Here is a 23,723-nt window from a genome sequence, read left to right as displayed (position 1 = left end):
ACCCGCATCCTGGAGAACACGACATGTTCCGCAGGCGCTGGCTGTCCGCCGTCGTCCTCGCTCTCGTCCACGTCCTCGGCGGCGTGCTGGCCGATCTGGCGCTTCCCGCTCCGGCGGCCGCGCACGACGCGACCACGAAGGCCCACGCCGTGGTGACCGGAACGGGCGCGCACGTCAGGGCGGTGCTCGACCTGGAATACGACCTCCTCATGAAGTCGGCCTGGCTCTACGCGGAGGCGTATGAGGCGAAGGAGCGGACCGAGCAGCTCCACCAACTCAGGATCAACCATGCCGCCGTCACCGACTACGTCACGCGCCGCTTCGCCGTGGCGTACGGCGACACGCCGTGCACGCCCACGCCTGTGGGCGACGCGGACGTGCGCGACCGCGACAGGGTGGCCTTCGCGGTGCTGACCCTCGGCTACGCCTGCGAGGGCGACGGCACGGGCCGACACGTGATCTCGAGCGCCCTCTTCCCCGACGCCGAGAGCTTCGTGCACAGCACGGAGACGATCGTCGGATACACGCTCGACGGCAAGACGGGCTCCGCGGTCCTGACCGCCGGCAACCCGACGCTACGGATCGGCGAGCGCCGGGCCTCGCACCAGGTCGGGGAGTTCTTCCTGCTCGGTGCCGAGCACCTGCTGTTCGGCCTCGACCACATCTTCTTCCTGCTCGCCCTGCTCATCGGCGCCCGACGCCTCCGCGACGTCGTCGTCATGGCCTCCGCCTTCACGGCCGCCCACAGCATCACGTTCCTCCTGGCGGCGATGGGGATCGTGGACGTCCCCGCGGAGATCGTCGAGCCGGTCATCGCAGTGTCGATCATCGCCGTGGCCCTTGCCAACCTCCTCGGTCGAGAGGAGGCCAGATGGGGCAAGTGGCGGCTGCCGGTCGTCTTCGCCTTCGGGCTGATCCACGGGCTGGGCTTCGCGAGCGCGCTGGACATCGACGAGAGCGGGTCGTGGGAACTGCTCCTGTCGCTCCTGAGCTTCAACATCGGCATCGAGGCGACCCAGCTCATGATCATCGCGGTGCTCTTCCCGCTGCTGGTGCTGGTACGCCGGACGTCCGCGGCCCGCTGGGTAACGGTCGCGATGTCGGCCCCCATCGTGGCGGTCAGCCTGTATTGGTTCTTCGATCGCATCCCGCTGCCGCTCTGACGGGAGCCGATCACACGGCGGCCAGGTGATCGCGTCGAGCGCCCGCGGGGACGCCGCGCGTCCTCACGTCGCGGTCCGCGCCTTGATCAAGGGAACAGGCGGCGCAATGTGGCGTTGCTGAGCTCCTTGGAGGGAACAAAGGCCCGACTGAAGCCATGGCCTACGTCGGCCGTGTGAACAAGCATCTCGTCACCCGAACTCATTGACATTTCCTGACCCCTCGGTCACCAATCGGTGCCCGAACCCGCCTACAGACGGTGCCCCGAAACCGGATCACCCCGCCGCCATCGCCCCAGGACAATCCAGGCAGACCAAGAGCCTGGGACGACGGCGACGGGAAGACCAGGGAGGGAAGAAACGTGCGGGCTCGCACACATGAAGATCCGGAACATACGCGGAATGCGCGCCGGAACTCCAGATCACGAAAGCTTTGATCGCGCAGGTAGTGACATGTCGCCTGCCTGAGATTCGCTCAGTCCGAGCTGCCCCAGGTCGACTGCGCTCACGACGCCCGGCACATGAGCCTGAAAAGGCTCAGTACTCAAGGACGCCGTGGGCGGCCACGATGCGGCCGAAGCGTTCGGCCGTACCCTGGTGATGCGCTCGGCCAACTGCAGCGTCGTGGCAAGCCCGTCCTCCGACCTGCCATGGTGTTCACGGGGTCTATGATCCACTTTGGAGGCGTTTAGGAGTCTGGTGGCCCTCCTGGTCTTCAAAACCAGTGGCGTCGAGCATCTCGGCGCGGCGGGTTCGATTCCCGTCCGCCTCCGCTGATCAGTGCATTCAGGATGGTCGTGAGTGGATCGACGCAGTTCTGTGCCGCGGACGGATGTCATGCTGGCCGACCCTCGGCTGGCCGCCGCGCAGGAGGTACTCGACCGTAGCCTCGTCAAGGCGCTGGCGGCGGCGCTCCGCTCGGGCGCGGTGATGTCGATCGCGAAGAACGTCATCCTCCTGCCCGGCGTGCTGGACAGGGCCGCGGACGTTCTCGCCCGGTTGCCCTCGCCCTTCACCGTCAGCGACGCGCGGGTCGCCCTGGCCACCAGCCGCCGCGTCGTCCTCCCCCTCCTGGAGTGCCTCGACGCCGAGGGAATCACCCGGCGGGTCGACAACGACCTGCGCGTATGCCGCCCCCAGGGCCGGTAGCGCCCCAGATCAGATACCTGGCATCGCTGCCCCCACCCCGCATGGGGATATCGACGACTACATCGCCCGAGCCCGCCTCCAAAGCATCTAGGACGGGACGGCGTCCAGCTGGGTGCGCGCGGTCTCCGCGAACAGTTGGAGCTCCGCGTCAGAGCCGGTGCCGGCGAGCACGATGAACCTGTCCTTCGACATCGCCGCCACCTCCACCTCGCCGTCGTGGCGCGCGACGTTCTTGGGCCCGCCCACCGAGGCGACGCTGCCGACCGCTCCGCATTCCGCGTAGAAGGACTTGAACGCGTCCATGGCGTCCACCCCGCTCACCACGACCTGCGTCATCGTGGTCCCATCCGCCGCCGTGAAGGAACGCCACCAGGTCGCGGCCTCCATCGGCACGATGACCCGCTTCCCGCAGGGCACCAGGCTCGCGTCCAGATCTCGCCAGATCCCGTGCGAGGTGCCCGCGATCGTCCACGTACGGCCGTCCTTCAGCTGGCCCGGTTCCAGGAGGAGCGAGGGCGGATCGGCTTTCACCGGTGCTGCGCCGCAGGCGGCGCAGAGCAGCACGATGAGCGTCACGATCGTGCGGTTCACGTCTGATCCTCTCTCCGGCTTTCGTCACATGGATTACCGCCCGTGGGCCGCGGAGGTTCCCTGAAGATCGGCCACCTTGCCGGCGACGATCAGGAAGCCCGCCACAAAGGTGGCGAGCCCGGAGGCGAGCAGCCGGGCGCCCGTCTCAGCCGGTACGGGCGGCCATCCTGCGACGAGCGGTGCCGTAGCCAGTGCCAGCAGTACGGCACGGCCGACCTTCACAGCCGAGGCCGGGCTGGTCTCATCCAGACATCCGCACGGCACCCTGCCCCTACGCCGCAGCAGTACAGCCAGATAGGCGGCCAGTGCCAGGTACCAGAGCGCCACGGCTGCGGCGGCGAACCGCAACAGCCGGGCTTCCCCGGCCAGCCAACCGGCCAGTACGGCGGCGCCGGCCAGTCCCTCGGCGGGGCCGACCAGCGGCGCGAGCCGTACCAGGAAGACAGGGAGCAGGTCGTGTGCTTTGATCACCGCCGTCAGGCTGCCGCGGCGCACCGCGGCAACCACCAGCAGCACGGCGCCCGCCAGGGCGAAGCAGGCAGGCAGAGTGTCGAAGATCGTCATCTATGTCCATAGGAGCGCGAGCGACAGCAGGAACCCGGTGGCGCACAGGCGTCCCACCCATGCCGTCGAGGCCAGCAGCTCCGTGTCCCACTGGCGCGGGTCGCCGCTGAGCGCGCGAGAGAGCGGCATGAGCGCCCTGCCCACGCCGAAGCCCAGCCCGGCCAGCAGGCCCGGTCCGAGTCCTCCGGCCAGCACGACAACCAGGACGAGCAGCTGAGGTAGCGCGGTCGGGGTGAAGGTACGCACACCCGTGCCCATCTCGAAGCCGAACTGCAGCGGCCCGGAGAAGTCGGAGCGAGGGATGACGTCCTGCGGCACGAGCCGGCGGTTCTGCGGCAGCGACAGCGGCCGTCCGGCCAGCTCGAAGAGCATGATGACAACGGTGATCGGGGCGAGCACCCACAGCCGCACCGCTTCCGTGATGATCGAGGCCAGCCCGCCGAGCGCCCCTGTGAGGAGGCCGGCCAGCAGCGCGCCGATCATGAGTCCGATGGTGAAAACTGGTAACTTGCCTCGCCAGACCGACGAGGTCAGCAGGTCCGCTGAGTTGAGGCTTCAAACGGAGCCGGACAGCGAGAACCCGGCTGTCACCCCCATCAGCGTCCAGGCGAGCAGGGTGAACGACGGAGTCCAGAACTGGTGGGCGGCCATCACCAGGGCCGTGCTCAGCGCGATGCCGAGCGCGACCCGGGTGGCGGCGAAGCTGTTGTTCATCCAGTGCTCAGGGGTTGGACCAGGAGCAGATGTAGAAGTACGTACCGCCGCAGGTGGCGACGTTTCCGTCGGCGCAGCGGTAAGGGGTGCCGCTGTGCGTCCAACGCCAGGCGTTCCGGTCGGTCAGGCTGCCCGCTCCGCACGCCTTGATGGCGTAGCTGTTGTAGCAGGTGCCGGAAGAACGCAAGAACCAGCCGTCGGCGCCGCAGTAGCTCCTGGAGTAGGTGCCGCCCACGCAGATCTTGGTGTTGTTATTGTAACCGGCCGTGCTACCGTAACCGGCGCAGTCCTTGTACTCATCCCCTACCGCTGCCTGGGCGCTGTTGTTCCTGCCCGGCAGTGCGGACAGCACGTTCAGGGCCAGGGCGCCGCCCAGCACACCTGCGGTCTTGAAGATGGTTCTGCGGGAGGGCATCGACCACGTCAGGTGGCGCCTGCCGCTGTCCGGCTCGTCTTCCACGGAGGGCACCTCGGCCCAGTAGCGGTCGGCATCGACTGTCATGCGCTTAACCTCTCTGAGGGGCTGACGGCGAGAAAGGCGTCGAGGTCGTCATCGGAACCGACGACCCTGCGCCATTCCTCCGTCCCGTTGGCGGAGTACTTGACCAGCGTCGGGGTCGCGCCGACGGCGACCGTGCCGACAAGGGTGGCGTCGATGACGGGCAGGACCTGGCCGGCCGCCACCCATTCGGCGCAACGGTCGGCGGGGGCCAGCAGCACGGCGTGCCCGGACAGGTCTGGCCCGGCCACGGCGGCGAGGCGGTGGGCACGGTCCCGGCAGTTGGAGCAGTGCTCCGACACGACCAGAACGAAGGTCGGCAGACCATCGTCGGAGCCGAACCTGGCCACCGACCTGACGGCCGGCGCCGCCGGTGCGGCCGCCTGCGCGCGCAGCAGCTTGCCCTGCAGCTCGCGGACCATGTTCAGCAGCGCGGCGAAGGCGAAGAACAGCAGCACCGTCCCCAGGAAGGACAGCACCGCCAGCGAGTCCAGGAACGCCCTCATCGGCCTAGCTCAGCCTGCACGAGATGGACTCCACGACGCCGATGAAGCGCGCGTCGTCCGGGCGGGCGGCGACCACGGTCGTCGCGGTGGTGTCGTTGACCATTAAGGCTGAGCGGGTCTGCACGGCGCCAGTCGCGTCGTGCTCGTCGACGCGCCACATCGAGCCGCCACGCATCCGCTTGCCCGCGGAGCGCGGGATCGCCTCCGAGGCTTCCGCGACCGGCTTGACCTGGACATTGCAGACCTGGTCGATGGTGTTGACTGCCAGCAGGTTGCCGAGCGCCAGACCCGATCCCGCCCGGGGCAGCATGGTCAACCCTTCCGGTGTGTCCTGGATGTCGAACTTAGCCAGGATGTCCATGAAGGCTTCGAACGGGACGCCCGTGCCGGAGAAGAAGGTGGAGATCTCGTTGTGCGGTCCCACCCACACCATGTTGGTTCCGCCGCTCTCCGAGTCCTGGAGCGACATGATCCGGCCGCCGTTCCATTGGGCCTCACGCACGGTGTAACGGGACCAGTCGCCCATCTGCTTGGAGACGAGTTCGGCGGATCCTGCCGGTGTGACCTGGAACCGCATGCCACCGGTGGGGCCGTGTGCCCAGATGAGATAGGCCCAGCCGCCGATGAAGGGCTGAGGGGTTCCGTCGACTGTGAGATTCTGTCCGTTGGGTGCACGCACTTTCATGGGGTTACCTTCCACAATGAGGGGGAGAAGGGTACGCCGAGTAGTCCGCGTGGGCTTTGCACTGGGAAAGAGAGGTTTATGCGTGCCCGGCGCTTTCGCCGGACTTCATCAAGATCGAATGGAATATCTCACGCGATCTACAGAACGTCAAGATCTTGTCAGACCCATGGATCGAGCTGCATACTGATCAAGAACCGGCTCAAATCCATGCAGTACCAGTCGGACCTGCTGGACGGGTTCATCGCCGAGACCGGACTCGGGATCTTCGATCCGGGGTAACCCCCGGCTTTCTTGTTCAGTACCACGCTCGAACGGCACGTCGCAGCCCAGAGTCCGGCCTTGAACTGCCACAACGAGAACATCGCCTGACCACTGAACCGCCGATCAAGTTCCACGAACGTCGGGACACCCTCCTTCAATCACACGAGGGCAGACGCCATATCTTCAACAGGGCTCGCGGCACTTTGGCCAGGCACCCGCCCGTGTCGCCGCGATATGACCAGGAGCCGTGACTACGCTTGCGCCAAACGTGCGGCCCATCCTGATAGCTGATCGGGTTGCCCTTGACGCCAATGAAGCCGACCGCCCAATACACGTCCTTCCCGGCGCCGGCTCCCTTTATCTTGCCGTAGTAGACGTTCTTCGGCCCGTCCACCTTGTTGCGACTGACCGCCGGGTGATATTCCCTGTAGTACTGCTTCCAGAAGGCGTCAGCGAGACCGTGCCGGATCTTTTCGGTGAGCTTGAGGTTGACGGCCGTTCCCCCAGCTTGCGATGCAAGCGAAGACGGCACAGCGCTCGCCGCCGTCGGGAAAAAGGCGGTGACTGTAATCGCGGCCATTGCGGCGACCGAAAACCCGCCTGCCCACCTAGTCATGCGTGCTCACTCCCTGGCTGCTCCTGGCCGACTGGGAAGGCGTACCGGCCACCCCAGGGCACCGGACGAAGCGGCCTATACCTCCTCGAATGACGCCCGTGTCGACGGATGGAGCCAGCGCCTTCCTCCCCGGCAACCTCTCTTTAAACAGTAGGTGTGCCGATTCGCCAGGGGAGGAAGCTGACGGAATTTGAGTCTTCTCTGTTATTGACAGCGCCACTCGCCATAACCGCTCCTTTCAAGAAGGGAGATGGATCACGCGATGGCGGCAAGTGGGCGATCGCTCGCCTGGTAGCGCCGGGATTGCCCGGTTAGGATCACGCCATAGAGCGGATTGGGGGACCATGACGAGCAGTGCGGAGGGCCACCGCCTGCAGGCTGGGGACCCACGGCAGGTCGGGCCGTTCCACATCCTCAGCAGGCTCGGGCAGGGCGGCATGGGCACCGTGTTTCTCGGCCGGGACGCGGAGGGCCGCGAGGTCGCAGTCAAGGTGATCCATCCGCAGTGGGCGACCGATCCCGATTTCCGGCGCCGCTTTAAACGTGAGGTGGCCGCCGCACAGCGCGTCGCGCGCTTCTGCACCGCCGCGGTCCTCGATGCCGATATGGACGGCGACGTCGCCTACCTGGCCACCGAGTATGTCCTCGGCCCCACGTTGCAGGAGGTCGTGCGGACCCAGGGGCCGCTCTCCGGGTCGAGCCTGGAGGCGGTCGCGGTGAGCGTCGCCGTCGCGCTGCAGGCGATCCATAGCGCGGGGGTGATCCACCGGGACCTCAAGCCGGCGAACGTGCTGCTGTCGTCCGTCGGTCCCAAGGTCATCGACTTCGGCATCGCCCAGGTTGCCGAGAACACCGCCGATATCAGCAACATCATCATGGGGACGCCGGCCTTCATGTCACCTGAGCAGGCGACCGGTGAGCGCCTGACCTCGGCGTCGGACATCTTCGCCTGGGGCGCTCTGGTGACGTATGCCGGGTCAGGCCGGGCACCGTTCAGTGGCGAATCCATCCCCAACATCCTCTATCGCGTGCTTCATGACGCGCCTGATATTTCGGGCCTCGAACCCGGACTGCGCGCGATTGTCGCACGGGCGCTGGCGAAGGATCCCGCCCAGCGTCCAACGGCGCAGCAGCTCCTCGACGTGCTCACTGGCCGTGCCCTGATCGGCGACGTACCGGGCATGCCGCGGTCAGGTACGGCGCCGTTGGCTGTGGCACCGTCGGGTACAGCAGGACCGGACGCTGTCCCCCCTGCCGGGAGTGCGCCTGGCGGCGTCCCAGCAGGAGAGGCCCTGGCCGAAGGGGCCACGTGTGACGGAGCGGGCGGCATGGCCTCGACCCGCATGGGCTCGCCGGACGTCTCGGCCCGAAGCCGCCGGCCCCGGTTCCTCGCGGGGGTGGTCACCGCCGCCGCAGCGGTCGTCACGGCCGGGGTCGTCATCGCCGTTCAGATCGCATCAGCGGGAAGCAAGCCGCAGGCGCCCGCCGCATTAGTGAGCGGAACCCCGGACCCCACCACGGACACCCCGGGGAATGCCGGATCCGATGACAGCCCGTTACACGGTTCGGCCGTGCGGCTCCACGTGAGCCCGGATGGTGATGCGGCACGCCAGGCGTCCGTTTGGGAGGTGTCGGGGCGAACCGGTGATGCGGCGCTGATGCGGACACTGGCCGAGATTCCCCAAGCCGTGTGGCTGAGCGGGATGACCGCCTCGCAGGCTGCCCGCGCCACGAGTGCGACGCTGAACGCGGCGACGGAGCAGGGTGCGGTACCGGTCTTCGTCACGGACAACATCCCGTTGCGCGCGTGCAACGCGAACGGCGCGGCGAATTCCGAGGAGTACCTCGCCTGGATCGACGGGATCGCGCGGACGGTCGGCGACCGTAAGGCGGTGTTCGTGCTGGAACCCAACAGCCTGGCAGAGCTCCCGAGCTCGGAGGACTGCGCCCTCGGCGATGAGAAAGACCAGCGGGCCAGGATCGACGCCCTCGCTTCGGCCGTCGACCGCCTTGGCGCGCTGCCGCACACCGCCGTGTATCTCGACGGCAGTCTGGACGGCTGGCCACCTCTCGATGTCAGCGCGGCGCGGCTGATCGAGGCGGGAGTCGGCAAGGCCGACGGCTTCTTCCTCAACGCGGCGGGCTACCAGACGACCGATCGGCTCATCGCGTACGGCACTCGGCTCGCCAAATGCGTCAAGGTCATGTCCTCGAAACGCGAGCGGAGCTGCCCTGACAAGGAGATCGACGCCATCCCCGACAGCGTCGCCGGACTCCCCCACTTCGTGATCGACACGAGCAGGAACGGCAAGGGCGACTGGAATCCGCCATCGGGCAAGTACAAGGACCCGCAGATCTGGTGCAATCCTCCCGGACGCGGTGTCGGCGTCCGACCGACCACCCGGACCGGCAGCGGGCTCGCCGACGCCTACCTGTGGCTCCGACCTCCTGGCATGTCGGACGATCAGTGCACCCGCGGCACGACCGGATCTACGGATCCGGTCTACGGGATCGTCACCCCCCAGGGCGGCGCCTGGTGGCCGGAGCTCGCCCTCCAGCGCGTCAAGGATGCCGTCCCGCCTCTTTGAAGTCCGCTTCCCCATCGCCGCGACAGCCGGGCGGGCTTGCCGCCCAGCGGTTTGAAAGCATGATCGAACCAATAGCCGAGGATCCGCTTTACACCGGCGGGAACACCCCGGCCTCGCCCATGACTGATCAGGGTGGGCGCCTTTAAAAAACGCTTCACCAGCCCCAAAACGGCAATCTTTCCGCAGCTCAAGCAAGCCTCTTGCGCAGAAGCGTCGACCCAGCGGAAAGAATTACCCCTCACGAGTTACGTACCCATGTACACAACCGATACGGTTCCGCGTTACACGATCAGGGAAGCGTTTAGGGCGTGTTGGACTATATGCACGAATAACGTCGATGACGAGAAGGAGTCTTCTCGTGAGTGACCTTTCACGGTTCACCGAGAAGCAGCAGCGGCTCGTGCCCGGTAGCGCCCTCTCACGCCCTCGGCAGGCTGCCTTCGCCGCGGCCGGCGTCGTTGTGTTGAGCCTGACCGCGGCCGAGTTCCCGACACAGCCAACAGTGATCACAGCCGCCGCGGCAGCCACGGAGCTAAAAGGTGCTGGAAGCTGCGCGAACATCGACATGGTCTACCAGGACAAATCCGCGTTCCCCGACACACCTCAGGGACGCGTGGCCTACATATTGCAGTCAAGCACCATCGACCAAGCGGTCTTGTGTCTCTTGACCTGCTCCCCGCCCTGAGGGACGGGGATTCCCGTGCCGCTTACGCGGCAGCTCGCGGCGCGCCGCGAGCTATGGAACGGGGTGCTTGACGCTTCACCGACCCGGGCAACCCCGAGTCTCCACGCCCTGAGACGACCGGCCCGGCCGCCTGCCCTCTGGCCTTGATGCACTTTGCGGCGTTCACGTCAGCGTGCTCGGTATACCCGCAGGTGGTGCAACGGAAGAGGGCTTGGCTCTCGCGACTCTTCGCGTCCACCTTCCCGCAGGCTGGAGCCGAGCACGTCTGGGACGTGTAGGCGGCAGGGACCTTACCGATGACGCTGCCGGTATAGCGGGCCTTGGACCGCAACGCGACTTCCAGCCCATACCAGCCCTTATCCAAGATCGCCTTATTGAGGCCAGACTTTTGAGCGACCCGCGAACCCGGCTCCTCGATCGTGCCGGACGCCGAGGCGGTCATGCCACGCACGCCCAGATCCTCCAAGACGATGTGCCCGTAGTCGCGGGTGAGCCGGTCGTCGTCCGGGCCCGCGGTCACGGGCGTCTCGATGTACTGGGCCTGTCCACCGTCACGGTGTGGCTGGACGACCAGCCGGCGTGCGACGGCGTTGGCGACCGCCGCGCCGTGGTCCTTGCGGACGAGGTGCGTGCACACGTCAAGGCCGGCTGCGCTGCCGGCGCCGGTGATCACGTCGTGCTCGTCGATGTAGAGGGCGTTCGCGTCGACCCGGACCTGGGGGTAGCGGCGGCTCAGCAGGTCGGCGTAGCGCCAGTGGGTGGTGGCCCGGCGGCCGTCGAGCAGGCCGGCGGCCGCCAGCGCGAACGCGCCGGAGCAGATGGAGACGACGCGCGCCCCTCGCTGGTGCGCCAGCCGCAGGGCCGCCGTCACCTCCGGTGACGGATCGCCCGTCACGTCGGAGACACCGGGGACGATGACCGTGTGTGCCGCCGAGAAGACCTCCAGGCCGTGCGGGGTGTCCAGGAACGCGCCGCCGACGACGCGCACCGGACCCGGTCCCTGAGCGCACACCGTCAGCTCGTACCAGGAGACGTCGAGTTCCGGACGGGGCAGGCCAAACACCTCGGTGACGATGCCGAGTTCGAAGGCGGACATGCCGTCGTAGGCCAGCACGGAGACGGACCGGGCCGGGCGGGTGGTCTGCAGGGCGCGCATGGCGTTAACTTAGCGAACGGCGTCGTTCACGACACTGTCCCGGAGGGTTTCCGCCCCGCCAGGATCGTGGGCATGTCCTCTGTGCTCTCCATTCCGCCGGCCGCGCCGGTGCAGGCCGTCGCCCACTTCGCGGCACGGCTGTCCTTCGAGACCGATGTCAGTGATGTACACGCCGACCTGGAGACCCGCACTCCGGGTCTCGTCGTGGTCGACTCCCGCAACGCGCAGGCCTGGGAGCAGGGCCGCCTGCCCGGCGCCGTCCACCTGCCGACCGCGGAGATCGCCGCACGGGCCTCGGGGCTGATCGCGCCGGGTACGGTCGTCGTCACTTATTGCTGGGGGCCCGGCTGTAACGGCGCGACCCGGGCCGCGCTGGAGTTCGCCACGCTCGGCTACCGGGTCAAGGAGATGATCGGGGGCTACGAGTACTGGGTACGGGAGGGGTTCCCGGTGGAGACGGCTGCCGGTCGTCACGCCCGTCCGGCCGACGACCTGACCACTCCGTCGTCCGGCCTCGCGTGTGACTGCTGAGATGAGCCGCGTTGTTCAGAATCCACCCGTGACCGTGAAGCCCGCGACCCTGCGGGGGTGGAGGGATTTCCGGCTCTTGTGGGGTGGGCAGAGCGTCAGCCTGCTGGGTGACCAGATCTTCTTGATCGCCCTCCCCTTGGCCGCCCTGCAGGAACTGGATGCCGGCACCATGCAGGTGGCGATGCTCGCGGCGGTGGCCAAGGCCCCCTTCCTGCTGATCGGCCTGCCCGCCGGGGTCTGGGTGAGGCGGATGGGCCTGCGCCGCAGCAGGTCGGCGCCGACCTGCTGCGGGGCATGGCCGTGCTGTCCCTGCCACTCGCGGCGCTCGCCGATGCCCTGACGCTTCCGCATCTCCTGCTGGTCGCCCTGGTCACCGGCGGTCGTACCCGTTACCAGGGATCGTCCTCACCCTCCAGGAGAAACCGGCATGCGTCGCTCCGTGCGCAACCTCCTCGGTCTCGCCGCCGTCACCGCCACCATCGGCATCGGCATCCCGGCCGCCACGACCACCGCCAGTGCCTCCACCGCCGGTGTGAGCTCCGCCTCCGCCGACAACAACCCCGACTGGGGCCCCTACTCGTCTACCAACAGCCTGGCCAAGGCCAGCGGCTACATCGACGTCGTCTTCAACGACGAGACGTCCGACAGCGTCCGAATCACCGGCAAGTTGTGGGGCTTCGACCGCACCTACAACCCGAGCGGCAGGTGCGCGTACGTGAGGTTCCGCATCGAGTACTGGAACCACGATGAGGGCGACTGGTCCTCCAGCCTCAAGTCGTACAAGTACTGCGGGGCCGGCGGCTACAAGCAGTTCGACTTCTCACGTCAGGACGTGGGCAAGGCCCAGGTCCAGGTCTGCCAGATCGGCCAGTACAGCAGGAGGCCGACCAGGTGCGGCTCCTGGTACCCGCTCGCCGAGGAGCGTCTCGCCGGCTTCAAGCCCAGCTGATCCCGCTCACACCGACGCGTGGGACATCGTCGACCAGGATCGCTCCGCGGCCGTCGATCCACGTCCGTGACGGGGGAAAGACGGGTCAGGGCAGCAGTGAGGCCACGTGGCGGCCCGCTGCTGCCGAGGCCGGGAAGCCCGACGAGGTCCTCCGACAGACCGCGGCCCATCGCCGACCCTGCGCAAGGTTCCCAGCGTCGTATGGATCAAGCAGGCCCGACAGAGACCAGAACGACCAGACCGGGGAGGCGACAGCCTAGCGATAACTACCTCGGTGTTCCTTTTGATGTGAAACATGCCGTTCGAATTTCTCCCTAAAGGTGTCCGAAAACATTACATATTCATATAGATGCCATTAAGATCATCGCTGATTGGTCAGCACTCGACCGAGCGGGAGGAACGACTGTGTCCGAAGAGCGTGCGCCGGAGGGCATCGAGGTCGGCAAGCCGAGCATCGCGCGTGTCTACGACTTCATGCTGGGCGGTAAGGACAACTTCGCGTCCGACCGCAAGGTGGCCGAGATGGCCCTCCAGATCGCACCGGACGCTCCCGAGGCGGCACGGGCCAACCGCGAGTTCCTGCGCCGGGTCGTACACCACCTGGCCGCCGAGGCCGGGATCCGGCAGTTCGTCGACATCGGATCCGGCCTTCCCACCCAGGGCAACGTGCACGAGATCGCGCAGGAGGTGGATCCGGAAGCGCGGGTCGTCTACGTCGACAACGACCCGATCGTCCTCGTGCATGGCCGCGCGCTGCTGGCCAAGAACGACACCACCACGGTCGTCCAGGCCGACATCCGCCGGCCCCAGGAGATCGTGGACCATCCGGATCTGCGGCGGCTCGTCGACTTCTCGCAGCCCGTCGCCCTGCTGCTGTTTTCGATCCTGCACCACCTGAACGACGACGAGGACCCCGAGGGCATCGCCGCCGGGCTCAGGGACGTGCTGGCTCCGGGCAGCTATGTCGCCGTCTCACACTTCCACAACCCCGGTGCCGCCCGGCCTGAGGCCGCCGAGCAGGCCGCTTCGGCCGAGAAACTGTTCAACGAGAACCTCGGCACCGGCCGCTGGCGTACCCGCGAGGAGATCCTCGCCTACTTCGGGACCTTCGAGGTCCTCGAGCCCGGCCTGGTGCCGCTGGCCGAGTGGCGGCCGGATTCCGACGATCACGCCGAGCGGGGGATCACCTACTACACGTACGTCGGGGGGGTCGCCCGGAAACCGGAGTCGGCCGAGGCGCCCGGAGCGATGGTGGCGTTTTGACCTCCTCCCCGGCCTGAAGGCCGGGGATTCTCCCGTCGCGTCGCGGTTAAGCGGCGCGCGGGGGTTGACGCTTCACAGACCGGGTAACCCCGAGGTCTCCACGTCCTGACACCGCTGATCCGTCGGCGTTGTTGATGTTTATCGCGGCGTTGGTGTCGGCGTGGCCGACCCACCCACACGCGGGATTGGTACAGGCGAACACGGTTCCGTTGCGGCTGGCCGGGTCGCGGTGGTCGCATCGGTGGCAGGTCTGTGAGGTGCCCGCGGCGGGGACCTTGATGACCTGTCCGCCCCGGTCGGTGGTCTTGTATTCGAGCAGGGTGACGGTCCGACCCCACGCCTCGCCGCTGATCGACCGGTTCAGGCCCGCCTTTTGGGCGACGTTCTTGCCCGGGGCTTCGATCGTGCCCTTGGCGGATGTGACCATGTTGAGGATGGAGAGTTTCTCCACCTTGATCAGAGCGAACGTGTCGGCGAGTTCGGTGGTGGTCTGATGCTGCCAGTCGACGGCCCTGCGCTTGGCTCTCGCGCGCAGCCGGGCGATCTGATCGTAGGTACGCTGCTCCCGCCCCGAGGGGCGGGTCTTCTTCGGCCGGGCCGCACGCCGGCGAGCCGACGTCTTCTCCAACCGGCGCAGGTGCTCGCGCTCGCCGTGGGTCAGCCAGGAGCCGTGCTCGCGCATCGTCCCGTCCGACAGGGCCAGGGCGACGTTGACGCCCCGGTCGATCCCGACCTGCGGGCCCTGATGCGCGCAGGCGGGCGCGACCAGGGTTTCGGTGCGGAACACCAGGTGCCAGCCGTCGGCTTCCTTGATCAGGCGCCCGCCGGTCACTTTCCCCGCAGGAGAGTTCTTCCCGACGCCGGGCAGCTCCTGGGTCCACCGGAACCGGACCCGGCCCACCATCGGCAGGGTGACCGCGCCCCACCTGGCCGACAGGCGGACGATCCGCATGTTCCGGACCTGCGGCACGTCCACCGCCAAGCGGGGCCGCCTCTTCTTGGACTTGAAGGTGGGCCGCTGGGCGGGGTGATCGGGGTTGAAGAAATTCTCCCACGCCTGCCGATACGTTTTCAGGACGGCTTGGGCGGCCTGGGCGGGCAGCACCGCCAGGAACGGGAGGTCCGCGCGGGCTTGGCGGATCGCCCGGTCGGCCTGGGCCAGGGTCGGCCTTCTGCCGGGGAAATGCGTCCAATAGGCGTGCAGGCAGTTCCACACGGTGATCGCGGCGGACGCCTGCTCGTCCAGGAGCGCGGACTGGGTGCAGGTCAGCTCCAGGCGGGCTTTATGCCCGCGCTGCTGCTTGACCGCCCCCTGCCCGCTCATGACCGTAATCCTATCTGATCTAGGATTGGGTTATGGCTGAATGCAGCGATATAAGGGCCGGTAGGCACTGTGTTTTCCTGCTCCACGCCCACTTGGTTTTCGTGACCAAGTTCCGGCATCGGGTGTTCACCGACCCCCACCTGACCCGCATGGAAGAAATCATGAGGGACGTGTGCGCCGACTTCGAGACCGAGCTGGCCGAGTTCAACGGCGGAGTCAACCACGTCCACCTGCTGGTCAACTTCCCGCCCAAGGTCGCCCTGTCCAAGCTGGTCAACTCGCTGAAGGGTGTGGCGTCCCGGCGGATGCGACGAGAGTTCCCCGAGCTGGCCGCCCACTACTACCGGGGCAACAAGCTGTGGTCGGGCTCCTACTTCGCCGGGAGCGTCGGCGGCGCACCGTTGTCGATCGTGCGCCAGTACATCGAGCAGCAAAACCGCCCGGTCCAGAGCACGCTCGCGCCCTAGCGGGCACTCACGCGCGGGCCTTCACCCCCGGGCTGAAGCCCGGAGCACTAGCCCGCATTCCGGTAGCCGGCGTCCCAGGCGTTCACCGTGTAGGTGACACGGCAGGGACCGGAGCCGGATGGCATGCTGGCAGCGTGGTCGAATCCGACATCCGTCTGCGTATCGCCGCCGAGCTGCTGCTGTTCCTGCCCGCGCGCCGGCGACGCGAGTGGCGGCGGGTGGCACCCGACGGGACGTCGACGCTGGGGCACGTCGTGCAGTCGCTCGGCATTCCGCTGCCGGAGGTGGGGTCCCTGACCATCGAGGGCACGGAGGTCGCCCCGTCCTACCAGCCCGCCGCCGGCGACGTGGTCCACGTTCACGCCGTGCCCCGCCCCCAGCGAGTGCCGCTCGGACCGGGACGGCTCGCCCCCCGGTTCCTGCTCGACGTCCATCTCGGCACCCTCGCGCGACGGCTCCGGCTGCTGGGCGTGGACGCGAGTTACCACAACGACATGGACGACCCCTCGCTGGTCGCCGAGGCGAACAGGGAACACCGCGTGCTGCTGACCCGGGACCGCGGGCTGCTGTGCCGCCGGGCGCTCTGGCTCGGTGCCTACGTACGGGGCACCAGCCCGCAGGATCAGCTCCGTGACCTGCTGGAGCGATTCGCGCCGCCGCTGCGGCCGTGGACCCGCTGCACGGCCTGCAACGGGGAGTTGGTGCCCGTCGACAAGCACGAGATCGACCGGCTGCTGGAGGCCGGGACCCGGCGTTCCTACGACGTCTACGGCCGATGCCCGGAGTGCGGCCAGATCTACTGGCGTGGCGCGCACAGCGAGCATCTGGAGGAGATCGTGCGGTCAGCGGTGCGCGCGGTCGATTCCCAGCTGTAGGTTCCGGGTCCGAGGCGTCGGTCGTCATCGTCACAGGAAAGTGCTCGCGGAGGTGATCCGCCGGTGGTCAGATGCTTCACGCTGCCACGTCTCATTATGTGAACAGCCGTATTTCATGCTTTACAGGTAGGTTATTATTGTTTTTGTGACCGACAGTACCAACCACCGTGTGGCGGACCGCAGCACGTCCCCCCTCCCGGCACGACACGGCATCCGCAGGCGCCGTCATATCGCGAGCTGTCAGGGTTCGTTCTGTAGCTAGGGCTCCGCGGACCCCGGCATCCGGCAGGCCGTCGGCCGGCCACTGCCGCCCCCTCCTCCTCCATCTCCTCTCCTCGCGCTCCCCGCGTCGCCGGCTGCCGCCGTGGGGCACTGCCGCACGGCTGGTCTCACCTACCAGGCGACCCTCGCCTCCCCTACACGAAAGGCATTACCCCCATGTCACAATCCAGACTGCGGTCCACCGCACTGGTGAGCACCGCCATGCTCGCTGTCGTGGGGCTCCTCGGTGCCTGCGGCGGAGAAGGCGGAGAGAACGCGTCCAGCGACGCGAAGGCCGCCGGCGGGCCGGCCTACGGGGGCACACTGACCTACCTTGAGCACCAGGCGCCGACCTGCCTCTACCTGCCCGCCGCAGGCTTCTATCCGAACGGCGGCGTGCTCAACCAGCTCACCGACAAGCTCACCTGGCAGAACCCCAAGACGCTGGAGATAGAGCCGTGGATCGCCAGCTCCTGGGAGGTCAACGCCGACTCCACCGAGTACACCTTCCATCTCCGTGAAGGCGTGACCTTCGCCGACGGCACCCCGCTCGACGCAACGGTCGTCGCCGCGAACTTCGACGTTTACGGCCTCGGCAACGAGAAGCTGAAGCTCCCGCCGGCCGAGTTCGTGAACAACTACGAGCGCAGCGAGGTCATCGACCCGCACACCGTGAAGTTCTTCTTCAAGCAGCCGTCGCCCGGCTTCCTGCAGGGCACCTCGGTCATCGGCGCGGGCATCGTGGCCACGTCGACGATCTCGCGCCCCTACGAGGAGCAGTGCCAGCTCAAGAACATCGTCGGCTCCGGGCCGTTCACCGTGGCCGGCCAGGTCGTCGACAAGGAGATCGAGCTGGTCGCCCGCAAGGACTACGACTGGGCGCCGAAGTCCTCCGCACACCAGGGGCGCGCCTATCTCGACAAGGTCAAGATCATCGTGACGCCGGAGGACAACGTGCGCGTCGGCGCGCTGATCTCCGGGCAGGCCGACTACGTGCGCTACGTACAGGCGTACGACGAGGCGACGGTCAAGAACGCCGGTTTCACCATCTACGCCGAGCCGACCCGGGGCGTCAACAACGGCCTGTACCTGCGGCCGGCCAACAGCATCCTGAGCGACGTCAACGTCCGCAGAGCGCTGCAGGCGGGCACCAACGCCAAGGAGGTCGTGGACACCCTCTTCACCGACGGCTATCCGGTCGCGACCTCGGTGCTCAGCCATCTGGCGCAGGGCTACGTCGACCTGTCCAAGGAGCTCGCCTACGACCCGGACAGGTCCAACGCGCTGCTCGACCAGGCCGGTTGGGCGCGCGGCGCCGACGGCATCCGAGAGAAGGGCGGGCGGAAGCTGGAGTTGGGCGTCTTCGTCTCCGGCCCGCAGCCGCTGTCGAAGCAGACCCTCGAACTGGTCGCCCAGCAGTGGACCAAGATCGGTGCGAAGCTGGAGATCCGGCCCGCCGACTCCGGCACGCAGGCGGTGGACATCAAGAACGCGGAGAAGACGCCCATCACGCACTCGATGGTCGGCCGCGCCGACCAGGACGTGATCAAGAGCCACTTCCACACCAAGAACCGGGACGTCATCCTCTCCAACGACCCAAAGCTTGATCGCCTTCTGGAGGAGCAGTCCGCGCTCACCGACCGGACGGCGCGCAACGCGAAGGTCGCCGAGATCCAGCGGTACGTGGTGGGCCAGGGCTACGCGATCCCGCTGTTCGAGGAGCCGCAGGTGTACGGCGCCGCGCCGTACGTGCGGGGGGTCACCTTCGAGGCGGTCGCCCGGCCGAGTTTCTACTCGGTCTGGCTGTCGGACCGGAGAAACCGATGACCAGATACCTCGTCCTGCGGATCGGCCAGGCCGTCCTCGTGCTGTGGGCCGCCTTCAGCGCCGGTTACGTGCTGCTGCGGCTGCTGCCGGGTGACGCGGTCCTGATCAAGTTCCAGAATCCGGAGCTGGGCCTGTCACCCGAGCAGATCGCCGAGATCCGCGCCTACTACGGGAGCGACGAGCCGGCGCTCGTCGGCTACCTGCACACCATGCTCGGCTTCTTGCGGGGGAGCTTCGGCTACTCGATCGACACCGGCACCCCGGTGATCGAGCGGCTGGCCGAGGCACTGCCGGAGACGGCCCGGCTGGCCGGCGCCGGATTCACGTTGGCCGTGCTGACCGCCGTACTGATCACGTTCGCCGCGAGCCACACCCGGTCCGCCTGGATCCGCGGCGCGCTGCTGTCCGTGCCGTCGCTGTTCATCTCGGTCCCCACCTTCTGGCTCGGCATCCTCCTGATCCAGGTGTTCTCGTTCCAGCTCAAGCTGGTTCCGGTCATCGGGGGCGGCCCGGTGCAGCAGCTCATCCTGCCGGTGCTGACCCTCGCCATCCCGATCTCGGCGCCGATCGCCCAGGTGCTGGCCCGCAGCCTCGACCAGGTCCACACCCAGCCGTTCGTGTCGGTCGTCGCCGCCAAGGGGGCGTCGCGCCGGTGGATCCTGTGGCGGCACGTCGCCCGCAACGCGCTGCTGCCGACGCTGACGATCGCCGGTCTGACCCTCGGTGAGCTCATCGCCGGGTCGGTCGTCACCGAGACGGTCTTCGGCCGCAACGGCGTCGGCCGTCTCACCGAGCAGGCGGTCAGCGCGCAGGACACGTCGGTGATGCTCGCCATCGTGGTGCTCGCGACCACCGTCTTCGTGCTGGTCAACCTGGTGGTCGACCTGCTCTACCCGGTGCTGGACCCGCGGCTCAAGGCGAAGGTGGGGGCGACCGCATGAGGGCCGGATTCCGCCGCCCGGACGTGGGCCTGATCCTCGCCTGGCTCACGATCGCCGTCGTCGTGGTCTGGGCCGTCGTGCCCGGCCTCTTCACCGCGCACGACCCGCTCGTGGGCATCCCCGCGGAGAAACTGCAGGGCCCGAGCCCGGCCCACCTCTTCGGCACGGACACGGTGGGGCGCGACCTCTTCGCCCGCGTCGTGCACGGCGCGATCCACTCGCTGTCCGGGGCATCCGTCGCGGTCGCGGTGGGTCTCTCGCTGGGCACGCTGCTCGGCCTGCTCGCCGGGTCGGTGGACGGCGTGCTCGACGAGGTCATCATGCGGGTGATCGACGTACTGCTCTCGGTGCCCTGGCTGCTCCTGGCGCTTGCGATGATCATCCTGCTGGGCCCGGGCACCGTCAACGTCGCGATCGCGGTGGGCGTCGGCTCCGTCGCGACCTTCGCCCGGCTGTCCCGATCGGAGGTCGTCCGGGTCCGGCGTACCGACTATGTCGAGGCCGCGTTCGGCAGCGGGGGCGGGTTCACCACCGTCCTGCGGCGCCACGTGCTCCCCAACTCGCTCGGCCCCCTCATCGCACTCGCCGCCCTGCAGTTCGGCGCCGCGATCCTGGCCATCTCCACCCTCGGCTTTCTCGGGTACGGCGCCAAGCCGCCCACACCGGAGTGGGGTCTGCTCATCTCGGAGGGGCGCAACTACCTGGCGACCTCCTGGTGGCTGACCTCGTTGCCGGGCGTCGTCGTCGTGGCAGTGGTGCTCGCCGCCAGCCGGATCAGCCGGTCGATCGTGAAGGAGAACTCATGAGCCTGCTCACCGTACGCGATCTCGCAGTCTCCTATCGGACCGGCCCGCACACCCACCGGGCGGTCGGAGGTGTCTCGTTCACCGTCGAACCCGGCGAGGTGGTCGCGGTCGTCGGCGAGTCCGGATCCGGCAAGACGACCACCGCGCACGCGATCATCGGGCTGCTGCCGCCGAACGGGTCCATCGACAACGGCCAGATCCTGCTGGGCGACACGGACATCGCCGGCTGGTCGTCACGGCGGCTGGAGTCGGTACGCGGTGTCCAGATCGGCCTGATCCCGCAGGACCCGTCGAACTCGCTGAACCCGGTCAAGACCATCGGCGCGCAGATAGGCGAGGCCCTGCGCATTCATCGGCGCGGCGACCGGCGGGCGGTCGCGCGCCGCGTCATCGAACTGCTCGACCGGGTCGGGCTGTCCGATCCGGAGCTGCGCGCCCGGCAGTTCCCGCACGAACTCTCCGGTGGCATGCGCCAGCGGGTGCTCATCGCCGGCGCGATCGCGCTCGAACCGCGGCTCATCATCGCCGACGAGCCGACGAGCGCGCTGGACGTCACCGTGCAGCGGCGCATCCTCGACCTCATCGACGGGCTCCGCGCCGAGTTCGGTACGGCGGTGCTCTTCGTGACCCACGACCTCGGCGTCGCCGCGGACCGGTCGGACCGCCTCATCGTCATGAAAGAGGGGCGGATCGAGGAGCAGGGCACCACGCAGGCCGTACTGGCGGCCCCGAACGCCGGTTACACCAGGCAGTTGCTGGGCGACGCCCCCGCGCTGTCGGTACGGGAGTTCCGGGTCCCGGACCCGCCGGCCTCCGCACCGGACAACGCGATCGTCGTCCGCGACCTGGTCAAGGAGTTCCCCACCGGCCGGCAGCCCTTCCGCGCCGTCGACGGCGTGTCGTTCGAGGTACGGCGCGGCTCGACACACGCGCTCGTCGGCGAGTCCGGATCCGGCAAGACGACCACGGCCCGTATGGTCGTGCGGTTCACCGACCCCACCTCCGGATCGGTGACCATCGGCGGGACCGAGACGGCCGGCCTGCGCGGCGCCGCGCTGCGCCGGCTCCGCCGTCGCGTCCAGCTCGTCTACCAGAACCCGGCCGGTTCGCTCGATCCTCGGCAGCCGGTCGCCGAGATCGTGGAGGAACCGCTGCGCAACTTCCGGCTCGGCGACCGGGCGGCGCGCCGGATCCGCGTGCGCGACCTCCTCGACCAGGTCGCCCTGCCGGCGACCGTGCTGACCCGCAGGCCGCGCGAACTGTCCGGCGGCCAGCGGCAGCGCGTCGCCATCGCCCGCGCACTCGCCGTCGATCCGGAGGTGGTCGTGCTCGACGAGGCGGTCTCCGCGCTCGACGTGACCGTACAGGCGCAGATCCTCGACCTGCTCCAGGACCTGCAACGCGACCTGGGACTCACCTATCTGTTCATCTCGCACGACCTCCTGGTGGTGCGGCAGATCTCTCACACCCTCTCCGTCATGAACAAGGGACGCATAGTGGAATTCGGCACCACCCAGCAGGTCTTTACCAGCCCCCAGCACGGATACACCCGCGAGCTGCTGGCAGCCATCCCGGGCGTGGCCGCGGAGCCGGTCCGATGATCGGCCGCCGGCTCGGGTTCTTCACCCGGCTGCTCGACGACGCGCCTGCGGGCGAGCGGTACCGGCTCGCCATCGAGCAGATCAGGCACGCGGAGGCGGTCGGGTTCGACACCGCGTGGGTGGCCCAGCACCACTTCGACAGGGCCGAGGGAGGGCTGCCGTCACCGCTGGTGTTCCTCGGCCACGTGGCGGCGCTGACCAGCCGTATCCGCCTCGGCACCGGCATCATCACGCTGCCCCTGGAGCAGCCGGTGCGCGTCGCCGAGGACGCCGCGGTGCTCGACCTGCTCTCCGGCGGACGGTTGGAGGTGGGGGTGGGCAGCGGCGGCACACCGTCGTCGTTCGCCGCGTTCGGGCAGGACAGCGCGCGCCGTTCGGCCGTCTACGCCGAGCATCTCGCGGTGCTCGTGGAGGCCTGGTCGGGACGCGCGCTCAGCGGCAACCCGATCTACCCGGAGGCGCCGCGGCTGCTCGGCGCCATCTGGGAGGCGACCTTCTCGGTGAGCGGCGGAGCACGTGCCGGCCGGGCCGGTAACGGCCTCATGCTCTCGCGCACCCAGCCGCGCGACGAGGACGCTCCGCACGCCACCCTCGCGCAGATCCAGCGGCCCATTGTGGACGCGTACTACGAGAACCTGCCGCCCGGTGCGACGCCGCGTGTCGCGGCCTCGCGGACGGTCTTCGTGGCCGACAGCCGCGCGGAGGCGCTGCGGTACGCCGAGATCGGGCTGACCCGCGCGGCCGAGCACTTCCGGGTGGCCGGTTTCCCGGTGCCCGACGGAGGGCTCGACGGGCTCATCACCGCGTTCGACGTCCACGTGGGAACGCCGGAGGACGTCATCGGCAGCCTGGGCGCCGACCCGACGCTCGACCGGGTGACCGATCTGATCTTCCAGGTGCACTCGGTCGACCCGCCGCATCCGCTCATCCTGCGCTCCATCGAGCTGCTCGCGACCGAGGTCGCCCCCACGCTCGGCTGGGCGCCGCAGTCCACCGCCCTCACCTCAGCAGAGCCGCGATCCACCGCCCTCACCCCGACAGAACTGAGCAGGACATGAGCACCGACGTCATCGATCACCTGGCCGGCATCGAACCGGCCTCCCGCCTCGATCGCCTGCGCGACCAGCGGCCGGAAGCCCGCCGGAACGCCCAGCTCAGCTACCTCGCGCTCTTCGCCCCGGACTCCCCCGGCGCGGTCACCCTGGCCGAGCGCCACGCGGTCGCGGCCTTCGTGACCGGGCTGTACCAGGACGCCGGGGTCGCGCGGTTCTACGCCGACCGGCTCGCCGAGACCTCCGTACCGCTGCGGGCGGCGATCGCGGACGAGATCGAGGCGGCGAAGACCACCGGCCCCTACGGCTCCTATCCCGCCGAGGGCCCGCTGGCCGTGGAGAGCGTCGAGGGACTCCGCTACCGGGTGCGCGACCGCGGTGCGCTGGGCGGCGACCGGCTCGCCGCCGCCCTGGAGCACGCGCACCTGCTAACCTTCCGCCCGCGCGAGTCGAGCCCCGACGCCCTCCGGGCGCTTGTCGACGCCGGCTGGACCACCCCCGGCATCGTGACGCTCTCGCAGCTCGTCGCCTTCCTCAACTTCCAGGTGCGCGTGATCGCGGGCCTGCGCCTGCTCGACGCCACTCAGAACGGACTCCCGTCATGACCGACCTCAGTTTTCACCGGCTGCCCGAAACCACCCGGAAAGGACGC

The 23,723-nt window shown here is 68.4% G+C and carries 26 protein-coding genes and 1 tRNA gene; 17 read left to right on the top strand and 10 right to left on the bottom strand.

The genetic code is table 11. From position 1 onward, the window contains the following. The first annotated feature begins 23 nt into the window (after positions 1–23). The 3 genes from ACIN94_RS19290 (at position 24) to ACIN94_RS19280 (ending at position 2,309) form a co-directional block, all read left to right on the top strand. Positions 24–1,163 (top strand): HupE/UreJ family protein, encoded by a 1,140-nt coding sequence (locus ACIN94_RS19290; RefSeq protein ID WP_400707739.1) that lies wholly within the window; start codon positions 24–26, stop codon positions 1,161–1,163. A 677-nt stretch (positions 1,164–1,840) separates the two neighbouring features. After that, a tRNA-Sec gene (locus tag ACIN94_RS19285) sits at positions 1,841–1,934 on the top strand. A 27-nt stretch (positions 1,935–1,961) separates the two neighbouring features. Beyond that, a complete protein-coding gene (locus ACIN94_RS19280; protein ID WP_400707736.1) occupies positions 1,962–2,309 on the top strand; it encodes a SelB C-terminal domain-containing protein in 348 nt (115 codons plus the stop codon). A gap of 87 nt (positions 2,310–2,396) precedes the next feature. Here ACIN94_RS19280 and ACIN94_RS19275 read toward each other — a convergent pair whose 3' ends face one another. From ACIN94_RS19275 to ACIN94_RS19240, 8 genes are all read right to left on the bottom strand, one after another. After that, entirely contained in the window at positions 2,397–2,900 is a 504-nt protein-coding gene (locus ACIN94_RS19275; RefSeq protein WP_400707733.1) for a hypothetical protein, read from the bottom strand. Positions 2,901–2,933: 33 nt separating this feature from the next. Continuing rightward, positions 2,934–3,464: a MauE/DoxX family redox-associated membrane protein gene (locus tag ACIN94_RS19270; RefSeq protein WP_400707730.1), complete on the bottom strand. Its 531-nt coding sequence runs from the start codon at positions 3,462–3,464 to the stop codon at positions 2,934–2,936. Further along, on the bottom strand, positions 3,465–3,947 hold the full coding sequence (locus tag ACIN94_RS19265) for a hypothetical protein (RefSeq protein ID WP_400707727.1): 483 nt from the start codon (positions 3,945–3,947) through the stop codon (positions 3,465–3,467). Between the two features lie 72 nt (positions 3,948–4,019). Further along, positions 4,020–4,178 carry a hypothetical protein gene (locus ACIN94_RS19260; RefSeq protein WP_400707724.1) on the bottom strand — a complete coding sequence of 53 codons (159 nt, stop codon included), beginning with the start codon at positions 4,176–4,178 and terminating at the stop codon, positions 4,020–4,022. 7 nt (positions 4,179–4,185) lie between these two features. Further along, positions 4,186–4,680: a hypothetical protein gene (locus tag ACIN94_RS19255; protein WP_400707721.1), complete on the bottom strand. Its 495-nt coding sequence runs from the start codon at positions 4,678–4,680 to the stop codon at positions 4,186–4,188. Continuing rightward, the gene (locus tag ACIN94_RS19250) at positions 4,677–5,183 is read right to left on the bottom strand and encodes a hypothetical protein (protein WP_400707718.1); all 507 of its coding nucleotides are present in this window, start codon (positions 5,181–5,183) and stop codon (positions 4,677–4,679) included. Before ACIN94_RS19250 ends, ACIN94_RS19255 begins: the two co-directional genes overlap by 4 nt. A gap of 4 nt (positions 5,184–5,187) precedes the next feature. Next, on the bottom strand, positions 5,188–5,868 hold the full coding sequence (locus tag ACIN94_RS19245) for a hypothetical protein (RefSeq protein WP_400707715.1): 681 nt from the start codon (positions 5,866–5,868) through the stop codon (positions 5,188–5,190). A gap of 415 nt (positions 5,869–6,283) precedes the next feature. Beyond that, positions 6,284–6,745, bottom strand: a complete 462-nt coding sequence (locus ACIN94_RS19240; RefSeq protein ID WP_400707712.1) for a hypothetical protein — start codon at positions 6,743–6,745, stop codon at positions 6,284–6,286. 344 nt (positions 6,746–7,089) lie between these two features. Between ACIN94_RS19240 and ACIN94_RS19235 the strand changes: the two genes are divergently transcribed. Together ACIN94_RS19235 and ACIN94_RS19230 are read left to right on the top strand one after the other, a co-directional pair. Continuing rightward, positions 7,090–9,333, top strand: coding sequence for a glycoside hydrolase family 6 protein (locus ACIN94_RS19235; RefSeq protein ID WP_400707709.1), 2,244 nt, complete (start codon positions 7,090–7,092; stop codon positions 9,331–9,333). A gap of 358 nt (positions 9,334–9,691) precedes the next feature. Further along, entirely contained in the window at positions 9,692–10,018 is a 327-nt protein-coding gene (locus ACIN94_RS19230; protein WP_400707706.1) for a hypothetical protein, read from the top strand. Positions 10,019–10,040: 22 nt separating this feature from the next. Here ACIN94_RS19230 and ACIN94_RS19225 read toward each other — a convergent pair whose 3' ends face one another. After that, a complete protein-coding gene (locus ACIN94_RS19225; protein WP_400707703.1) occupies positions 10,041–11,174 on the bottom strand; it encodes a zinc ribbon domain-containing protein in 1,134 nt (377 codons plus the stop codon). Positions 11,175–11,246: 72 nt separating this feature from the next. Between ACIN94_RS19225 and ACIN94_RS19220 the strand changes: the two genes are divergently transcribed. From ACIN94_RS19220 to ACIN94_RS19205, 4 genes are all read left to right on the top strand, one after another. Beyond that, on the top strand, positions 11,247–11,705 hold the full coding sequence (locus tag ACIN94_RS19220; protein ID WP_400707700.1) for a rhodanese-like domain-containing protein: 459 nt from the start codon (positions 11,247–11,249) through the stop codon (positions 11,703–11,705). Between the two features lie 28 nt (positions 11,706–11,733). Further along, positions 11,734–12,045, top strand: coding sequence for a hypothetical protein (locus tag ACIN94_RS19215; protein WP_400707697.1), 312 nt, complete (start codon positions 11,734–11,736; stop codon positions 12,043–12,045). Positions 12,046–12,132: 87 nt separating this feature from the next. Beyond that, positions 12,133–12,654 carry a hypothetical protein gene (locus ACIN94_RS19210; RefSeq protein ID WP_400707694.1) on the top strand — a complete coding sequence of 174 codons (522 nt, stop codon included), beginning with the start codon at positions 12,133–12,135 and terminating at the stop codon, positions 12,652–12,654. Between the two features lie 405 nt (positions 12,655–13,059). After that, positions 13,060–13,917 carry an SAM-dependent methyltransferase gene (locus ACIN94_RS19205; RefSeq protein WP_400707691.1) on the top strand — a complete coding sequence of 286 codons (858 nt, stop codon included), beginning with the start codon at positions 13,060–13,062 and terminating at the stop codon, positions 13,915–13,917. 46 nt (positions 13,918–13,963) lie between these two features. On the opposite strand, the gene ACIN94_RS19200 is transcribed toward ACIN94_RS19205, so the two are convergent. After that, positions 13,964–15,241, bottom strand: a complete 1,278-nt coding sequence (locus tag ACIN94_RS19200) for an RNA-guided endonuclease InsQ/TnpB family protein (RefSeq protein WP_400707688.1) — start codon at positions 15,239–15,241, stop codon at positions 13,964–13,966. A gap of 32 nt (positions 15,242–15,273) precedes the next feature. Here ACIN94_RS19200 and tnpA point away from each other — a divergent pair, with 32 nt between their 5' ends. The 8 genes from tnpA to ACIN94_RS19160 all read left to right on the top strand — a co-directional run bounded on the left by tnpA (position 15,274) and on the right by ACIN94_RS19160 (position 23,676). Further along, positions 15,274–15,708 (top strand): IS200/IS605 family transposase, encoded by a 435-nt coding sequence (tnpA, locus tag ACIN94_RS19195; protein WP_400707685.1) that lies wholly within the window; start codon positions 15,274–15,276, stop codon positions 15,706–15,708. A gap of 134 nt (positions 15,709–15,842) precedes the next feature. Beyond that, positions 15,843–16,583 (top strand): Mut7-C RNAse domain-containing protein, encoded by a 741-nt coding sequence (locus ACIN94_RS19190; RefSeq protein WP_400707682.1) that lies wholly within the window; start codon positions 15,843–15,845, stop codon positions 16,581–16,583. 438 nt (positions 16,584–17,021) lie between these two features. Next, positions 17,022–18,671 carry a TIGR04028 family ABC transporter substrate-binding protein gene (locus ACIN94_RS19185; RefSeq protein ID WP_400707678.1) on the top strand — a complete coding sequence of 550 codons (1,650 nt, stop codon included), beginning with the start codon at positions 17,022–17,024 and terminating at the stop codon, positions 18,669–18,671. Further along, on the top strand, positions 18,668–19,612 hold the full coding sequence (locus ACIN94_RS19180; protein WP_400707675.1) for an ABC transporter permease: 945 nt from the start codon (positions 18,668–18,670) through the stop codon (positions 19,610–19,612). The genes ACIN94_RS19185 and ACIN94_RS19180 overlap by 4 nt, the downstream gene beginning before the upstream one ends. Continuing rightward, entirely contained in the window at positions 19,609–20,418 is an 810-nt protein-coding gene (locus ACIN94_RS19175; RefSeq protein WP_400707672.1) for an ABC transporter permease, read from the top strand. The genes ACIN94_RS19180 and ACIN94_RS19175 overlap by 4 nt, the downstream gene beginning before the upstream one ends. Continuing rightward, entirely contained in the window at positions 20,415–22,019 is a 1,605-nt protein-coding gene (locus ACIN94_RS19170) for a dipeptide ABC transporter ATP-binding protein (RefSeq protein ID WP_400707669.1), read from the top strand. Before ACIN94_RS19175 ends, ACIN94_RS19170 begins: the two co-directional genes overlap by 4 nt. Beyond that, positions 22,016–23,077: a putative FMN-dependent luciferase-like monooxygenase gene (locus ACIN94_RS19165; protein ID WP_400707666.1), complete on the top strand. Its 1,062-nt coding sequence runs from the start codon at positions 22,016–22,018 to the stop codon at positions 23,075–23,077. Before ACIN94_RS19170 ends, ACIN94_RS19165 begins: the two co-directional genes overlap by 4 nt. After that, positions 23,074–23,676 (top strand): CMD domain protein, encoded by a 603-nt coding sequence (locus ACIN94_RS19160; protein ID WP_400707663.1) that lies wholly within the window; start codon positions 23,074–23,076, stop codon positions 23,674–23,676. The genes ACIN94_RS19165 and ACIN94_RS19160 overlap by 4 nt, the downstream gene beginning before the upstream one ends. Positions 23,677–23,723 lie beyond the last annotated feature (47 nt).

The organism is Streptosporangium sp. NPDC087985 (genome assembly GCF_044741965.1).
GTDB lineage: Bacteria > Actinomycetota > Actinomycetes > Streptosporangiales > Streptosporangiaceae > Streptosporangium.
Note: the sequence above shows the minus strand (reverse complement) of the source record. Positions and strands in the feature narration are given on the sequence as shown.

What these genes read in the sequence shown, in the direction of transcription:
- ACIN94_RS19290 (WP_400707739.1), top strand. Translation starts at nt 24, where the DNA reads ATGTTCCGCAGGCGCTGGCTGTCCGCCGTCGTCCTCGCTCTCGTCCAC.
- ACIN94_RS19270 (WP_400707730.1), bottom strand. Translation starts at nt 3,464, where the DNA reads ATGACGATCTTCGACACTCTGCCTGCCTGCTTCGCCCTGGCGGGCGCC.
- ACIN94_RS19265 (WP_400707727.1), bottom strand. Translation starts at nt 3,947, where the DNA reads ATGATCGGCGCGCTGCTGGCCGGCCTCCTCACAGGGGCGCTCGGCGGG.
- ACIN94_RS19260 (WP_400707724.1), bottom strand. Translation starts at nt 4,178, where the DNA reads ATGAACAACAGCTTCGCCGCCACCCGGGTCGCGCTCGGCATCGCGCTG.
- ACIN94_RS19255 (WP_400707721.1), bottom strand. Translation starts at nt 4,680, where the DNA reads ATGACAGTCGATGCCGACCGCTACTGGGCCGAGGTGCCCTCCGTGGAA.
- ACIN94_RS19250 (WP_400707718.1), bottom strand. Translation starts at nt 5,183, where the DNA reads ATGAGGGCGTTCCTGGACTCGCTGGCGGTGCTGTCCTTCCTGGGGACG.
- ACIN94_RS19245 (WP_400707715.1), bottom strand. Translation starts at nt 5,868, where the DNA reads ATGAAAGTGCGTGCACCCAACGGACAGAATCTCACAGTCGACGGAACC.
- ACIN94_RS19240 (WP_400707712.1), bottom strand. Translation starts at nt 6,745, where the DNA reads ATGACTAGGTGGGCAGGCGGGTTTTCGGTCGCCGCAATGGCCGCGATT.
- ACIN94_RS19235 (WP_400707709.1), top strand. Translation starts at nt 7,090, where the DNA reads ATGACGAGCAGTGCGGAGGGCCACCGCCTGCAGGCTGGGGACCCACGG.
- ACIN94_RS19225 (WP_400707703.1), bottom strand. Translation starts at nt 11,174, where the DNA reads ATGCGCGCCCTGCAGACCACCCGCCCGGCCCGGTCCGTCTCCGTGCTG.
- ACIN94_RS19220 (WP_400707700.1), top strand. Translation starts at nt 11,247, where the DNA reads ATGTCCTCTGTGCTCTCCATTCCGCCGGCCGCGCCGGTGCAGGCCGTC.
- ACIN94_RS19210 (WP_400707694.1), top strand. Translation starts at nt 12,133, where the DNA reads ATGCGTCGCTCCGTGCGCAACCTCCTCGGTCTCGCCGCCGTCACCGCC.
- ACIN94_RS19200 (WP_400707688.1), bottom strand. Translation starts at nt 15,241, where the DNA reads ATGAGCGGGCAGGGGGCGGTCAAGCAGCAGCGCGGGCATAAAGCCCGC.
- tnpA (WP_400707685.1), top strand. Translation starts at nt 15,274, where the DNA reads ATGGCTGAATGCAGCGATATAAGGGCCGGTAGGCACTGTGTTTTCCTG.
- ACIN94_RS19185 (WP_400707678.1), top strand. Translation starts at nt 17,022, where the DNA reads ATGTCACAATCCAGACTGCGGTCCACCGCACTGGTGAGCACCGCCATG.
- ACIN94_RS19180 (WP_400707675.1), top strand. Translation starts at nt 18,668, where the DNA reads ATGACCAGATACCTCGTCCTGCGGATCGGCCAGGCCGTCCTCGTGCTG.
- ACIN94_RS19175 (WP_400707672.1), top strand. Translation starts at nt 19,609, where the DNA reads ATGAGGGCCGGATTCCGCCGCCCGGACGTGGGCCTGATCCTCGCCTGG.
- ACIN94_RS19170 (WP_400707669.1), top strand. Translation starts at nt 20,415, where the DNA reads ATGAGCCTGCTCACCGTACGCGATCTCGCAGTCTCCTATCGGACCGGC.
- ACIN94_RS19165 (WP_400707666.1), top strand. Translation starts at nt 22,016, where the DNA reads ATGATCGGCCGCCGGCTCGGGTTCTTCACCCGGCTGCTCGACGACGCG.
- ACIN94_RS19160 (WP_400707663.1), top strand. Translation starts at nt 23,074, where the DNA reads ATGAGCACCGACGTCATCGATCACCTGGCCGGCATCGAACCGGCCTCC.